The 14,880-nt window shown below is 36.4% G+C and carries 13 protein-coding genes; 3 read left to right on the forward strand and 10 right to left on the reverse strand.

Annotation, left to right across the window (positions count from 1 at the left end; translation table 11 throughout):
• Nucleotides 1-319 precede the first annotated feature (319 nt).
• Entirely contained in the window at nt 320-1,186 is an 867-nt protein-coding gene (locus FG384_RS12765; RefSeq protein ID WP_142642992.1) for a nucleotidyltransferase-like protein, read from the reverse strand.
• A 129-nt stretch (nt 1,187-1,315) separates the two neighbouring features.
• Between FG384_RS12765 and FG384_RS12770 the strand changes: the two genes are divergently transcribed.
• Nucleotides 1,316-1,660, forward strand: a complete 345-nt coding sequence (locus tag FG384_RS12770) for a YgzB family protein (protein WP_142642993.1) — start codon at nt 1,316-1,318, stop codon at nt 1,658-1,660.
• A 169-nt stretch (nt 1,661-1,829) separates the two neighbouring features.
• Here the strand turns inward: FG384_RS12770 and perR are convergent, their stop codons facing one another.
• From perR to bcp, 3 genes are all read right to left on the reverse strand, one after another.
• On the reverse strand, nt 1,830-2,273 hold the full coding sequence (gene perR / locus FG384_RS12775) for a peroxide-responsive transcriptional repressor PerR (RefSeq protein ID WP_142642994.1): 444 nt from the start codon (nt 2,271-2,273) through the stop codon (nt 1,830-1,832).
• A 112-nt stretch (nt 2,274-2,385) separates the two neighbouring features.
• On the reverse strand, nt 2,386-3,330 hold the full coding sequence (locus tag FG384_RS12780; RefSeq protein WP_142642995.1) for a D-2-hydroxyacid dehydrogenase: 945 nt from the start codon (nt 3,328-3,330) through the stop codon (nt 2,386-2,388).
• Nucleotides 3,331-3,332: 2 nt separating this feature from the next.
• The gene (bcp, locus tag FG384_RS12785) at nt 3,333-3,815 is read right to left on the reverse strand and encodes a thioredoxin-dependent thiol peroxidase (protein WP_142642996.1); all 483 of its coding nucleotides are present in this window, start codon (nt 3,813-3,815) and stop codon (nt 3,333-3,335) included.
• Nucleotides 3,816-3,939: 124 nt separating this feature from the next.
• Here bcp and FG384_RS12790 point away from each other — a divergent pair, with 124 nt between their 5' ends.
• Nucleotides 3,940-5,232 (forward strand): glutamate-1-semialdehyde 2,1-aminomutase, encoded by a 1,293-nt coding sequence (locus FG384_RS12790; protein WP_142642997.1) that lies wholly within the window; start codon nt 3,940-3,942, stop codon nt 5,230-5,232.
• A 36-nt stretch (nt 5,233-5,268) separates the two neighbouring features.
• Entirely contained in the window at nt 5,269-6,351 is a 1,083-nt protein-coding gene (locus FG384_RS12795) for an FUSC family protein (RefSeq protein WP_142642998.1), read from the forward strand.
• Between the two features lie 745 nt (nt 6,352-7,096).
• On the opposite strand, the gene FG384_RS12800 is transcribed toward FG384_RS12795, so the two are convergent.
• The 6 genes from FG384_RS12800 to FG384_RS12825 form a co-directional block, all read right to left on the reverse strand.
• A complete protein-coding gene (locus tag FG384_RS12800; RefSeq protein ID WP_420849962.1) occupies nt 7,097-7,996 on the reverse strand; it encodes an ABC transporter permease in 900 nt (299 codons plus the stop codon).
• A 15-nt stretch (nt 7,997-8,011) separates the two neighbouring features.
• Nucleotides 8,012-9,016, reverse strand: a complete 1,005-nt coding sequence (locus FG384_RS12805) for an ABC transporter permease (protein ID WP_142642999.1) — start codon at nt 9,014-9,016, stop codon at nt 8,012-8,014.
• 195 nt (nt 9,017-9,211) lie between these two features.
• Nucleotides 9,212-10,849 (reverse strand): ABC transporter substrate-binding protein, encoded by a 1,638-nt coding sequence (locus FG384_RS12810; RefSeq protein ID WP_142643000.1) that lies wholly within the window; start codon nt 10,847-10,849, stop codon nt 9,212-9,214.
• A gap of 27 nt (nt 10,850-10,876) precedes the next feature.
• Nucleotides 10,877-11,860 carry an ABC transporter ATP-binding protein gene (locus tag FG384_RS12815; protein WP_142643001.1) on the reverse strand — a complete coding sequence of 328 codons (984 nt, stop codon included), beginning with the start codon at nt 11,858-11,860 and terminating at the stop codon, nt 10,877-10,879.
• Nucleotides 11,835-12,854: an ABC transporter ATP-binding protein gene (locus FG384_RS12820; RefSeq protein ID WP_142643002.1), complete on the reverse strand. Its 1,020-nt coding sequence runs from the start codon at nt 12,852-12,854 to the stop codon at nt 11,835-11,837. Before FG384_RS12820 ends, FG384_RS12815 begins: the two co-directional genes overlap by 26 nt.
• 230 nt (nt 12,855-13,084) lie before the next feature.
• Complete coding sequence (locus FG384_RS12825; protein WP_142643003.1) at nt 13,085-14,839, reverse strand: ABC transporter ATP-binding protein; 1,755 nt, start codon at nt 14,837-14,839, stop codon at nt 13,085-13,087.
• Nucleotides 14,840-14,880: the final 41 nt, after the last annotated feature.

A 14,880-nucleotide genomic window follows, 5' to 3' on the forward strand; every position in this document is an offset into this window, starting at 1 on the left:
AAAGCTCATTTTGTTTTGCTGGCATCATCATTAAATGATGTCAAAATTGTTTGCTATCGGACTAACCGAAGTTAGTCTATCAAGCTATATGTCTTAACGTTTTGCATGTTCAGTTTTCAATGTTCATATTGCTTAGTCGTTTTTTGCGACTTCTCTAATTTATCATTTTACAACTAACGAGTCAAGAAGTTTTTCAAAAAACTTTTTCAGCTATTTTTTCTGTGTCGTTTCTGACGACGCTTATTATAATACAACAGATTAAACATTATTGTCAACAAAAAAAACGAACAAAATATTCGTCCGTTTTTGTGTATCGAGTTTATCTCTTCACTTTATAGTATCTATGCATGATTTCATTACCTTTAGTAGATCGTTTTTCAATAAAGATAAATCCTTTATCTACTAGATACTCAATAAATACTTCCAAATCGACTGAGTAATTTTTTAGTTCTTCTTGTTCGTGAATCTCTTGAATTGTCCAATGTTCTTTCAATGCTAATACTTCTAAAATGTGTTGAGCACCATCTTTCGTCCTTGAATGTATTAAAAATTCACTCGCTAGAAATAGAAGTTCTAACCTCTTCGCTAACGATTCTTGACTAGAAATAAGCTCATCATAAAGTTTATATATAGAAGGATCTAATTGTTTTACTTGTTTCCATACCATAACTTCAGGATGCATTCCTCGTTCGAAGACTGCTAATCGTGCTAAATGATGGAGAGAGTCTACTATGTGATTATATGCATCTAAATAATTCAATTGCTCAAAAAATAACTTACCTTCTAAATACCTTCTACTTAACTTTGCAAATTCAATACCCATTCTTGCTTTTCTTCCGTTGATAGGAAATTCGTGTAATTCTCTTTTTAATTGCTCAATATATTCATTGCGATCAAAAACTACTCTTCCATTAATTAACCAATCTACTAATTTCGGATTTTTCCCAAGCAATAACCATTTCCTTAACTGCTTCTCCGTAATGATATGCATAGCTGCTTTCTTATCATTAAACGTATAATGTTTTGTGAAAATCGGTTGGTCAGCATCTTTAGTTAATACAAATAAGATAGAATCGAAAGTATCTGTTATCGGACTAACTTCTTCTCTTTTTTCTACTAATATTATTCCTAACGTATTTGCCTCACTTGCTCGTTCTTGATAAATTGGTCTTAACAATGCTTCCAAAATGGCTCCTCCTTTATTTCCTTATATAGTTTTTCGACAGTGTCTTTGTTTTTCCTCCCGTAATTATATAAAAACATTACTTATAATGAAAATATGATATAGTGTATTTAGTAATTAGGAGGTAAAAATATGAAGCCTTATAAAAACAAAATAAATAGAATACGTTCCTTTGCATTAGGACTGGTATTCTTTGGATTCATCATTATGTATGGAGCAATATTCTTTCGTGAAAGTGCAATTCTAGTAACTATTTTCATGGTACTTGGATTGGTTTCTATTTTAGGAAGTACTGTTGTTTATGGTTGGATTGGTTTACTTTCAACTAAAGCTGTTCAAGTTGTTTGTCCAAATTGCGGAAAACACACTAAGGTTTTAGGTAGAGTTGATATGTGTATGTATTGCAAAGAACCATTAACACTTGATCCATCATTAGAAGGACAAGAGTTCGATGAATCTCTAAATAGAAAAAGATAACCTGGCACCTTGCTTTTTAGCAAGGTGTTTTTTCAATTCTCTATGTACTTACACTAATCGATGGAGCAAAATCAAAAAGAAGTGACACGTTCTTTTTTTAAAGAACATTTGGAAATACAACTTCCAAAGCATAAGAAAACCAAGCGTAAATAAAATACGCTTGGTTTGTTTATTGGACTTTTGTTGAATGTTCTTTACAAGATGGGCATGTTCCGTAGATTTCCATACGGTGTGAACTAACTTCAAAGCCAGTTAAATGCGAGGCTAAATGCTCTACCTCATCAAGTCCTGGATAATGAAAGTCAACAATCCTTCCACATGAATTGCAGATCATATGATAATGATCATTTGTGATAAAGTCGAATCTACTCGAAGCATCACCGTATGTGAGCTCTTTTACAAGTCCAGCTTCTCTAAATACACGTAAATTATTATATACGGTTGCAACACTCATATTAGGAAATTTACCTTCAAGTGCTTTATATATATCGTCCGCTGTGGGATGTGACATGGATTGGATAATATATTCCAATATCGCATGGCGCTGAGGTGTAATTCGTACACCAGTTGATTTTAATGTATCTAAAGCATCTCTTAAATGTACTTCCGTCATCGCAATGCACCTCTCTTCATATTTATTATTAATTTGTAATTGTTATAATAAGTATAAGGAAGAAAAGCATTACCTGTCAAACTTTTATAGTGATAGAAAACAAGTACTTCCTTTAGTATCCTTTTTCCAAATCGATAATATTCTCCATTTTTTCAATCCCACTCATCCAAGCTGATAGATTTCTCGAGAAAATATCTAGTGCTCGTATTACATATTGAGAAGAGTGACTAGACATATGTGGGGAAACAATTACATTATTCATCGACCAGAATGGATGTCCTTCTCGAAGTGGCTCTTTTTCAAAAACATCTAAAACAGCGTGAGCGATGCATTCATCTTTTAGCGCCCGAACTAGCACTTCCTCCTTTACAACATCACCTCTACCAAAATTCATAAAGATAGCTGATCGTTTCATACAATGAAAATGCTTATATGTCAGTAACTCACGTGTTTCATCTGTACTTGGCAAAATCGAAAGTACTATATCAGCTGTTGGAAGTACTGCTTTCAAGTCGGCAAAAGATGTCATTTCATCCATGTAATTCGATATCTTTCCACTACGATTACAGCCAATTGTATGTACACCAAAAGCTTGAAGAATTCTGCCTACTTCTCCACCAATTGCTCCAGGTCCTAAAATTAATGCCGTTGAACCAAAAAGTTCGGAAGATTTCACTCTATTAGACCATTCACCTTTTCGCTGATTTTCAGCTACTGTTGGAAGGGATTTTTTAATAGATAAAATATGAGCGAGTATCGATTCTGCCATAGGTGTTTTATGAATCCCTCTTACATTCGTCATCAAAATATTGCGATTTGCTATTTCCTTCAATGGCATTTTCTCTAATCCAGCGGATGCAACCATAATCCATTTCAATCGATCTGCGTTTTCGATATGTGACGCATGTAGGTCTTCTCCATACGTTACAAATACATCTGCGGATTTTAACGTTTCTTCGTCTAATGGTTTTTGAAAAATAAACTCTGCTTCTGGAAATCTCTCTATTAAATTAGTTTGTTGTTCTGGCTTAGGTAAAAAAGAAAATAATATCTTCATTTTTATACTCCGTGTCTTGTAATTGTATTTAAAGTTTCTAATGCTTCTTCTACGTGACCATTAACCTTTACTTTACGCCATTCCTTAACGACAGTTCCTGTTGGATCAATTAAGAAAGTGGAACGCTCAATACCCATAAACTCTTTTCCAAACATTTTTTTTAACTTCCATACACCATAAGCTTCAGATACTTCGTGTGTGTCATCCACTAGCAACGAATATGGTAGACCATGTTTTTGGATAAACTTCGAATGTGCTTTTTCATTATCTGCACTTATTCCTAAAATGACCGCATTCAAGTCATTAAATGCTTCATGAGTATCTCTAAAATCACATGCTTCCGTTGTGCAAGTTGGGGTAGAGTCCTTTGGATAGAAAAACAATACTACATATTTCTTTCCAGCATAATCTTCAAGTGACACTGATTCTCCTGCTTCATTTTTCAATGAAAACTTTGGTGCTATCATTCCTTCAAGTGTTTGCATATAGGAACCTCCTTTGTTTCTACCTCCATCGTATCGAATTAGTCAAACAGTTTCAATTTTCTTTAGCGTTTTTCTCCATTTTTGTCTACAATAGATACAGACAAAATAGGCGGAGGTTTTACAATTGAACAGAACAACATCAGAACAAATACATGAAGAAGCTCTTGAACATATTGTAGGTGGAGTAAACAGCCCATCTCGGTCGTATAAAGCAGTCGGTGGCGGTTCTCCAACTGTCATGGAAAAAGCTGAAGGAGCTTACTTTTATGATGTTGATGGAAATAAATACATTGACTACTTAGCTGCATATGGACCAATCATTACAGGTCACGCACATCCACATATTACAGAAGCAATCACAAAAGCTGCACAAACTGGGTTATTGTACGGTACTCCAACAAAACATGAAGTGACATTTGCTAAAATGTTAAAAGAAGCAATCCCTTCAATGGATAAAGTGCGTTTCGTAAACTCTGGTACTGAAGCAGTGATGACAACTATACGTGTTGCCCGTGCTTATACAGGAAGAACAAAAGTAATGAAGTTTGCAGGCTGTTATCATGGTCACTCAGATTTAGTGTTAGTTGCAGCTGGATCTGGTCCTGCTACATTAGGAACACCTGATTCTGCCGGAGTACCTCAGTCAATCGCTAAAGAAGTTATAACGATACCTTTTAATGACCCTAACGCATATGAAGAAGCTATGGAAAAATGGGGAGAAGAACTAGCTTGTATTTTGGTAGAACCGATTGTTGGAAACTTCGGTATGGTTGAGCCAAATGAAGGATTTCTACCTCTTGTTCATAAATTAGCAAAAGAGAAAGGCACTTTAGTTATATATGATGAAGTAATCACTGCTTTCCGTTTTCACTATGGTGCTGCATCGACGATGTTAAATGAGACACCTGACTTAACTGCACTAGGAAAAATTATTGGTGGTGGTCTTCCAATAGGTGCTTATGGTGGTAAAAAAGAAATCATGGAGCAAGTCGCACCACTTGGTCCAGCTTACCAAGCAGGAACTATGGCAGGAAATCCTGCGTCTATACAAGCAGGTATCGCTTGTTTAGAAGTGTTACAAAAACCAGGTGTATATGAAGAATTAGACAGACTTGGAGCACTTTTAGAATCCGGCATTTTAGAGTCTGCTAAAAAAAATAATATAACTATTACGATTAACCGAATAAAAGGTGCATTATCCGTTTATTTTACCGATGTAAAAGTAGAAAACTACGACCAAGCAGAAGCAAGTGACGGAGAACTATTCGGTAAATTTTTCAAACTTATGCTGGAACAAGGCATAAATCTTGCTCCTTCTAAATATGAGGCTTGGTTTATAACGACCGCTCATACAGAAGATGATATTAAAGACACAATAGTTGCGGTCGATAATGCTTTTGCTAAACTCAAGCAATAGTTACATACATCGCACGTTATGAAAGGATAGGATTAAATGAAATTAGGAGCTCGAGTATTTAAAACTGGAGTAGCTATTGTTTTCTCATTGTTTATAGCTGATTTACTCCAGCTTCCTTCTCCTGTATTTGCAGGAATAGCTGCAATTTTTGCGGTTCAGCCTTCTATCTATAGATCCTATTTGACTGTTATAGAGCAAGTACAATCTAATTTAATTGGAGCGGCAATCGCGGTCATTTTTGCATTAGTATTTGGCAATCATTTTATTGCCGTTGGATTCGCCGCAATCGTTGCAATAATGATAATGTTAAAATTCAAGTTAGAAAAAACGATTTCATTAGCGCTAGTAACTGTTATTGCAATTATGGAAGTACAAAGCGATGATTTCTTTACGTTTGCATTAATACGATTTTCTACCATACTTGTTGGTGTCATATCGGCATTTGTCGTTAACTTAATATTTTTGCCACCTAAATTCGAAACAAAACTATTCAATGCTATTCACTATTCACAAGATGAAATCATTCGTTGGATTCGAATTGCAGTTAGGCATGCGTCCGATCATAGCGCTACTAAACAAGCGATCAGTCAAATGAAAGACCGTTTAAGTCGAATTGATCAATTGTATTCATTTTTTAAAGAAGAACGCGGCTATTCAAAAAAAGCAATCTATACAAAAGGTAGAAAATTAGTTGTTTATAGAGAATTGATTTCTACTTCTTATAAAAGCTTAGATGTACTAAAAAGACTTCATCTCTACGAAAATGAACTATTAGAACTTCCAGAACATTTTCGAATGATGATTAAAGAACGGTTAGATGCACTTCTAACCTATCATGAACAGTTACATTTGAAGTTTATTGGAAAGTTAAAGCCAGAACATATGGAATGGAACGAATCAGAGGCTTTTCTTCAGAGGCAAGAAGTTATGGATATCTTTGTCCAACAAATCAATTTAACTAAAGAAGAGCAAGAGTTTTCAACATATCACTTACTTCATATATTGTCGTCTATATTAAAATACGAAGAACAATTAGAACATGTGGATACTCTTATCACTTCCTATCAAAACTTCCATAGCAAAGAACTAACTGTTCAAATAGAAGAAACACCATACTAAGAAAAACCATAATTCATCCAAAAAAAGTGCCACCTTTTTTAAGGTAGCACTTTCAAATTGAAGACAACAGGCAGTTGGAATGAGCTCATTCCAACTGCCTTTAAAATTTTTACTAACTGTGCTAAAAAAGTGAGACAGACGAGACCCTGCAGTAGCGTAGAGAAGATCTGAAAAAGTCCTTATAATTGACTTTATCAGATGGGGTTGTTCAATCTCCTAATAAATAAGAAAATCGTTGAAACGGCTCCCTTTCCGCGGGCGTTGCCTCAGTCTCCTCGCTTCTAGGGCACTGAAAACCTCGAATTAGTATTATTGTAGGAACTTTTTCTGTATTTATTTAAGAGAATTTAGCGCGACGCATGAGACTCCTGCGGGAAAGCGAGACAGACGAGACCCCACACGAAGGAGGAGGCTCGTCGCTCGCCCGCGGAAAGCGAATGCCAAAGCGATAAATTCTCTTAACGAATATTTGATAGAAAATTTATTAGAATAACACTTTTTCAGTGCCCTCCTCGCTTCGCTGTAGGGGCTTCGACCAACGCTATTCCCGCAGGAGTGTCGCCTTTTTCAACGATTTTCTAGAACTAAAAAGTAGAGTGTGGATTGTGGAGGATCTCCTAGCGAGCGGTAAGCTTCGGAAAACCAGAATCTATCAAAGCAACAACAAAAAGACTGTAGATAACTCATTTTTCTTTCGAGTTTTTCTACAGTCTGAACGTGCCATTTTATTTAATTTAGTATGTTTTTAGTTTTTCATTCGAGGATCCAACGCATCTCGGAGACCATCCCCCATTAAATTAAAGCCTAAAACGGTCAACATGATAGCAAGTCCCGGAAAAATCATCGCCCACGGTGCATTACGTAAAACAACACGGGCATCTGCTAACATTTTCCCCCATTCCGGTGCCGGTGCCTGTGCCCCAAGTCCAAGAAATCCTAGAGCTGCAGCTTCAATAATTGCTGATGCAATTGCTAAAGAGCCTGCAACAATGACAGGCGCCATTGAGTTCGGAAGAATATGAGAAAACAGTATCCGCATATCCTTCATACCAATCGCTTTTGCAGAAGTTATGTATTCCTCTTCTTTAATGCTCAACACTTTCGAACGAATGAGTCGACCAAAGTTAGGAACATTTATAATAGCAATCGCGATTAATGCATTTCGCAATGAAGGTCCTAATACAGAAACAACTGCAATTGCAAGTAAGATACTAGGAAACGCTAGCATTATATCAAAAACACGAGATATAATCATATCCACCCATTTTCCGTAATAGCCAGCGATAATACCTAAAATACTTCCTACAATTACAGACCCGATTACCGAGAAAAATCCGACACCAAGCGAAATGCGTGCCCCATGTATAATCCGCGAAAAAATATCGCGACCAAAATCATCTGTACCAAACCAGAACTCACTAGATGGGGGAAGCAAACGGTGGTCTTTAATCGATTGCTCATTAATCCCTTGCGGTGCCAATAAAGGACCAAAAATCGCTAAAAATACGAAGAAAAGAACAATCCCTGCTCCAACGAGCGCTACTTTGTTTTTACGAAAGCTTCGCCATGCATCGAGCCAAGGACCGGTCGACTTTTCTTTCACAGCAACTGTTTTAATTGTCGAATTCGGTACCATTTCGGTCATATCCATTTCCTCCTTTTAGTCGTATTTAATCCTTGGATCGATCAAACCGTATAAAATGTCTACCAATAAATTAATCATTACGAAAATAAATGCTACTACAAGAATCCCTGATTGAATAACTGGATAATCTCGGAATTGAATGGCTTCATAAATGTATCTTCCGATTCCCGGCCAGCTAAAAATTGTTTCTGTTAAGATTGCTCCTCCAAGTAACAAACCTGTTTGAAGCCCAATAACAGTTAACACGGGGATAATGGCATTCTTTAAAGCATGTTTGTATACAACCCAAAACATCTTTTGCCCTTTTGCTCTAGCAGTTCGAACAAAATCAGCACGCATTACTTCTAGCATACTGGATCTTGTCATACGAGCAATGATAGCCATTGGAATAGTTGCAAGTGCTATCCCTGGTAACACTAAATGCTTCAGCACTTGGCCTAACTGATCAAAACGACCATTAATGATTGTATCTAATACATATAAGTTTGTAACAGCTGAAACCGGATTCCGAACCTCTTCCCTACCTGATGTAGGTAACCATTGAAGTTCAATACCAAAAAACCATTGTTCCAGTAACCCTAACCAAAATATAGGCATCGATACACCGATTAAAGCAATTACCATCGCCAAATAATCAAACCAAGAATTTTGAAACCATGCAGAGATAATACCCGCATTCACTCCAATAATGACTGCAATAATAATTGCAAACAAAGCTAACTCAAAAGTTGCAGCTAAATATGGCCAAATCTCATCCGCGACAGGCTGAACGGTTCGCATCGACTCTCCTAGGTCTCCTTTAAATAGACCGATTAAATAATCGAAGTATTGCGTGTACCAAGGATTATCTAATCCAAGCTTTCCTCGTAATGCTTCTATTGCCTCTTTTGAAGCTAGCTGTCCTAAAATAACTTGTGCCGGATCTCCAGGTATTGCACGGATAATCATAAAAACGATGAATGTCATTCCTAGCAAAACAGGGATCAATTGTAATAGTCTTTTTCCGATATAGTGAAGCATTGTCTTCACCTCTCCATTTAATCAATTGCGCCTCCGTAATTGCGTCCAGATTTTGAATTGCGCTTGCGCAATTAACTCCCTTCAAAATCTGTGACATCCGCCGGAGGCTTAACTTGAATCAGCAAAAAACAACTGCTGAGTCAAGTTAAATAAAGAAAAGGGAGAAATCACGAAGACCTCTCCCCTTCAAGCTTATTACTTAAAGTCAACGTTAGTTAATTTATCAGATCCAGTCGGATGTGGTAAGAAACCTGTCAAATCCGCCTTACCTGCAAGTAATGGAGTTGAGTGAGCAAGTGGTACCCAAGGAGCATCTTTATAGATAATTTCTTGAGCTTGCTTATACAATTCATTACGTTTATCTTCGTCAACTTCTGTTTGTGCTTCAATTAGGATTTTGTGTAAGTCTTCGTTGCTATAGTAAGTGTAGTTATTGCTTCCAATATTGTCTTGATCCAGTAATACATAGATGAAATTATCTGCATCCCCGTTATCACCAGTCCAACCTAACATAAATGCATCTGCTTCTCCGTTTCGAGCTTTTTCTAAATAAGTAGCCCACTCATAAGAAACGATTTTTGCTTTTACTCCAATGTCTTCCAAGTTTTTTTGAATAACTTCAGCAACTTTTGTTCCATCTGGCATGTATGGTCGTGGTACAGGCATTGCCCATAATTCCATTTCAAATCCATCAGCAAATCCAGCTTCTGCTAAAAGTGCTTTTGCTTTTGCAGGATCATATTCATAGCCAGGAATATCCTCATTGTAACCACTAATCGAAGGTGGCATTGGGTTTTTCGCTATTTCTGCACGACCTTCAAAGAAAGCATCAATAATCGATTGTTTATCAATTGCATAGTTAATCGCTTGACGTACTTTTACATTGTCAAATGGTGGACGAGTAGTTGTTAAACCTAGGTATCCCACGTTCATAGATGGACGCTCAAACAATTGTAGGTTAGAATCACCTTCTACAGTCTTACCGTCCGCTGGGTTTACACCATCTGCTAAATCAATCTCACCAGTAAGTAGTGCGTTTAAACGAGCTGAATTATCTGGAATCGAACGGAATATAATTTTATCTAGCTTCGGTAAACCATCTGCCCAATAATCTGCAAATTTCTCAATAGTAATAGAATCATTACGTTTCCATTCAACGAATTTGAATGGCCCAGTACCTACTGGACTGTCGCCAAATTTTTCTCCTGCAGATTCAAATGCAGTTGGACTAGCTATACCGAAAGGACTCATCGCAATATTTTTTAAGAAAGGAGCTTGTGCGCGTTTAAGTTTAAATACAACTGTATAGTCACCATCTGCAGTAACAGACTCGATTACATGACCTTCATCATCTTTAAACCCTCCAAACATCGAAGCATAGTAAGGGAATTTATCTTCAGAACCACTAGCCCAACGTTCAAAGTTTTTTACAACCGCTTCAGCATTGAAATCAGTACCGTCGTGGAACTTTACTCCTTCACGAAGGGTAAATGTATACGTAAGCCCATCTTCTGATGGTTCCCATTTTGTTGCTAAACCTTCATGAATTGTTGTATCTTGTTCTCCAAAGTTTAAAAGCGTTTCAAAGACGTTTTGCGTAACTTTAAAAGATTCCCCATCTGTAACTGCAATAGGATCTAGAGAAACTGAATCTCCACCACGACCAAAGATTAACACCTTATTTCCAGTAGATGAAGTTTCTTTTTCTGTTGTTCCTTCATCCTCTTTTTTAGGTTGTTCACTGGATGTGTCATCCGACGAACATGCAGCTAGTACTAGAATTAAAGCAAATACCATCAAAGTTATAAATGACCATATTTTCTTTTTCCCCAAATTTACCCCTCCGTAAAAAATATATTATCAATGTTGCGCCAACTCATTATATAAATGGCAGGCAACAAAATGACCTGGTTTTACTTCTTCCAATTTCGGTACAATGGTTGTACAAGCATCCATTTTAAAAGGACATCTCGTGTGAAAAGTACAACCAGTAGGAGGATTGGAAGGACTTGGAATATCTCCCTCTAATATAATCTGCTCTCTTTTATATTCTGGATCAGGAACAGGAACTGCTGAGAGCAACGCTTTCGTATAAGGATGAAGCGGATCCGCATAAAGTGATTCACTTGTAGCGAGTTCAGCCATTCTTCCTAAATACATAACACCAACGCGATCACTAATATGGCGGACTACCCCTAAGTCATGTGCGATAAAAATGTACGTTAGCTTTAATTCTTTCTGTAAATCTTGCATGAGATTTAGAACTTGCGCTTGAATGGAAACATCGAGAGCAGAAACTGGTTCATCCGCAATGATTAACTTTGGATTCGTCATTAATGCTCTTGCAATGCCTATCCGTTGTCGTTGTCCCCCACTAAATTGGTGTGGGTATCTCTTTGCATGATAGCTGCTTAACCCTACGATTTCTAAAAAGTCATATACTTTCTTTCTTCGACTTTTGGCATCCCCAATATTATGAACAATAAGTGGCTCAGTTAATATTTTTTCCACATTATGTCGTGGATTTAGAGAAGCATACGGATCTTGAAAAACCATTTGAATTTCTCTTCGTACTTTCCGCATATTTGAACTCGAAAGATTCGTCAGCTCTTTCCCTTCAAAAGTTACTTTACCTTCTGTAGGTTCTAGCAATCTCATAAGCATTCGACCTGTAGTAGATTTCCCACATCCAGACTCTCCTACAATTCCAAGAGTTTCGCCTTCATTTACATAAAAAGAAACATCGTCCACAGCTTTTACAAAACCAGTTTGTTTACCTAATAAACCTTTATGAATAGGAAAATACTTTTTTAACCCTTCAACTTGTAGCAGCGGTTTTGTCATTAACCAATATCTCCTTTTCATCATATAAAAAACATCTCGTTTTATGACCTTCGGATGTTTCATATAGCGGAGGATTTTCTTCCGTACAACGTCCAAACACAGATTCACAACGAGCTGCAAACCGGCATCCCTCTTTAACTGTGCCTGGCTTTGGCACATTTCCTTGAATGGAATATAAACGTTGTTTTTTATAACGCATATCTGGAACAGAAGCGATTAACCCTTTTGTATAAGGATGCTGTGGATTATTGAAAATTGTTTCAACTAATCCTTCCTCGACAACTTTTCCTGCGTACATTACGACCACTCGTTCACATGTTTCAGCAACTACTCCTAAATCATGAGTGATTAATATGACTGCTGTATTTAGTCTTTCATTTAGTTCACGCATAAGCTTTAATATTTGAGCTTGAATCGTTACATCTAACGCGGTTGTCGGCTCATCTGCAATTAATAGTTGCGGATCACAAACTAGTGCCATCGCGATCATTACACGCTGTCTCATTCCCCCAGATAGCTGATGCGGATACTCTTTTATCAACTCTTCTGCTCTAGGTAGTCCAACGAGCTTCATCATTTCAATCGCTCTTGCTTTAGCTTGTTTTCTACTCCAATCTTTTTTATGGAGTGTAATAGCTTCTATCAGTTGATTTCCAATTGTAAATAAAGGATTCAAAGATGTCATAGGTTCTTGAAAAATCATCGCAATATCATTTCCACGAACGTTTCTCATTTCTCGCTCGGATAATTTTGTCAAATCTTTTCCTCTAAATAGAATTTGCCCATTCGTTATCTTGCCTGGCGGACTAGGTACAAGGCCCATTATGGACAATGAAGTGACACTTTTGCCACAACCGGATTCGCCAACAATTCCGAGTATTTCACCTTCTCTAACATGAAAATCAACATTGTCCACGGATGGAATAACGCCATCATCAGTGAAAAAGGAAGTTTGAAGATTTTTTACTTCTAAAATTAGTTTGCTTTCCGTCATAATATTCCTCCTTTTCACGAAAATTAGAAAATTCACTCTATTATTATCATAATTGATATTTTACACATATTCTTTTTATATGCAATACTTTTTATGAAATTCATATGTCTTTTCTCACAAATATTAGCCATTATTAACTGTATTTTCATACAACTACTTCAATAGTCATTCAATGCTTGTTTAACCAAAAAGCACCCTATAAGTTTGTCAATCACTTATAGAGTGCTTTTTTAGCTTTCAGTATCTAATTGTTGGATTTGGAATAGATTATAATATACACCTTTATCATTCATTAATTTATTGTGATTACCTTCTTCAACAAGTTCACCATTTTCAATTACGAATATTTTATCTGCATGTGTTATGGTTGAAAGTCTGTGTGCAACGATTATTGTTGTACGATTGGACGCTAATCGCTCTAAGGAATCTTGTATTAAAGCTTCACTCTCTAAATCTAATGCAGAAGTCGCTTCATCTAGAACTAATATTGTTGGATTTTTTAAGAATACTCTAGCAATTGCTACACGTTGTTTTTGACCACCAGAAAGCTTTACTCCACGTTCTCCGACTTTTGTTTCGTAGCCTTCTGGCAACTCCATGATGAAATCATGTGCATTAGCAGCTTTTGCTGCTTCAATCACCTGTTCTTCGGATGCCTCAGGGTTACCCATTAATATATTGGATTTCACCGAATCGCTAAATAGTATATTGTCTTGTAATACTATTCCTATATGTTTTCTTAAAGATTCTATAGTTACTTCTCGAATATCCTTTCCATCCAATTGCACACTACCACTTGTTACATCATAAAACCTTGGTATGAGGCTAATAATCGTTGACTTTCCGCCTCCGCTCATACCAACAAATGCTACAGTTTCACCCGCACTTACATGGAAGTTGACATTGTTTAATATTGTTTGTCCATCTTTTTCGTACTGAAAAGATACATTAGAAAAAGTGACATTTCCTGTAGAATTTTCTAAAGGAATAGCGCCTTTTTTGTCGATAATATCGTATTTTTCATCCATAAGTTCAAAAACACGGTCCATGGAAGCGAAAGATTGAGTTAACGTAGTCGAAGAATTAACTAATCGTCTTAACGGACTATATAATCGTTCAATATATGCTATAAATGCTGCCATCGTTCCTACGGATAATCTTCCATGAATGGCTTCGTATCCTGCATATGCAATCACGAGCAGTGGTGCAATATCTGTTATTGTGTTAACTACTGCGAATGCTTTTGCATTCCAAACAGTTTGATCGATTGCTTTATCTAAAAACTCTTCATTTGTTTTATTAAATAATTTTTGTTCATGCTTCTCCAAGGTGAATGTTTTAATAATACTCATTCCTTGTACACGTTCATGTAAGTAACTTTGGACACCTGCTAATGCTTGCGATCTTTTTTTCGTTAAATCACGTAGCCTTCCAAAAAAGTATTTCACACTAAATGCATAAAACGGAAAGGCTAGCAATGTAACAAGGGTTAACTTAACATTCATCGTAAGCATAATGGCAATTGCAATAACTATGGTCGCTAAATCTAGCCAAACATTCATTAAACCGATCATGACAAAGTTTTTCGTTTGCTCTACATCATTGATGACTCTTGAAATAACTTCTCCAGCTCGAGTATTCGAGTAGTATTTTAGACTTAGTTTTTGTAGATGAATATATAATTTTTGACGTATATCATATAATATTTTGTTACTCACAAGTTGTGCCAAATATTGTCGATAATACTCGATTGGTGGACGAACTACTAAAAAGACTAATACAGTACCTCCAAGCCAATAAAATAATTGTTTCATTTTTTCATCCGCTGTTAATGATTCCTCACCGACGATATCGTCAATAACAATTTTAATGAGGATTGGGATAAATAAAGGGATTGCAAACTTAATAATTCCAATAACAATCGTTAATATTATTTGTACGTTGTACGGTTTAACGAATTGCATATATCTTTTCATCGAACTCATATTTATTACTTCCTTTCTAAAACTGGAAAAACCTGTTGGAA

This window comes from Psychrobacillus vulpis (assembly GCF_006861825.1).
In the GTDB taxonomy this organism is placed as follows: Bacteria; Bacillota; Bacilli; order Bacillales_A; family Planococcaceae; genus Psychrobacillus; species Psychrobacillus vulpis.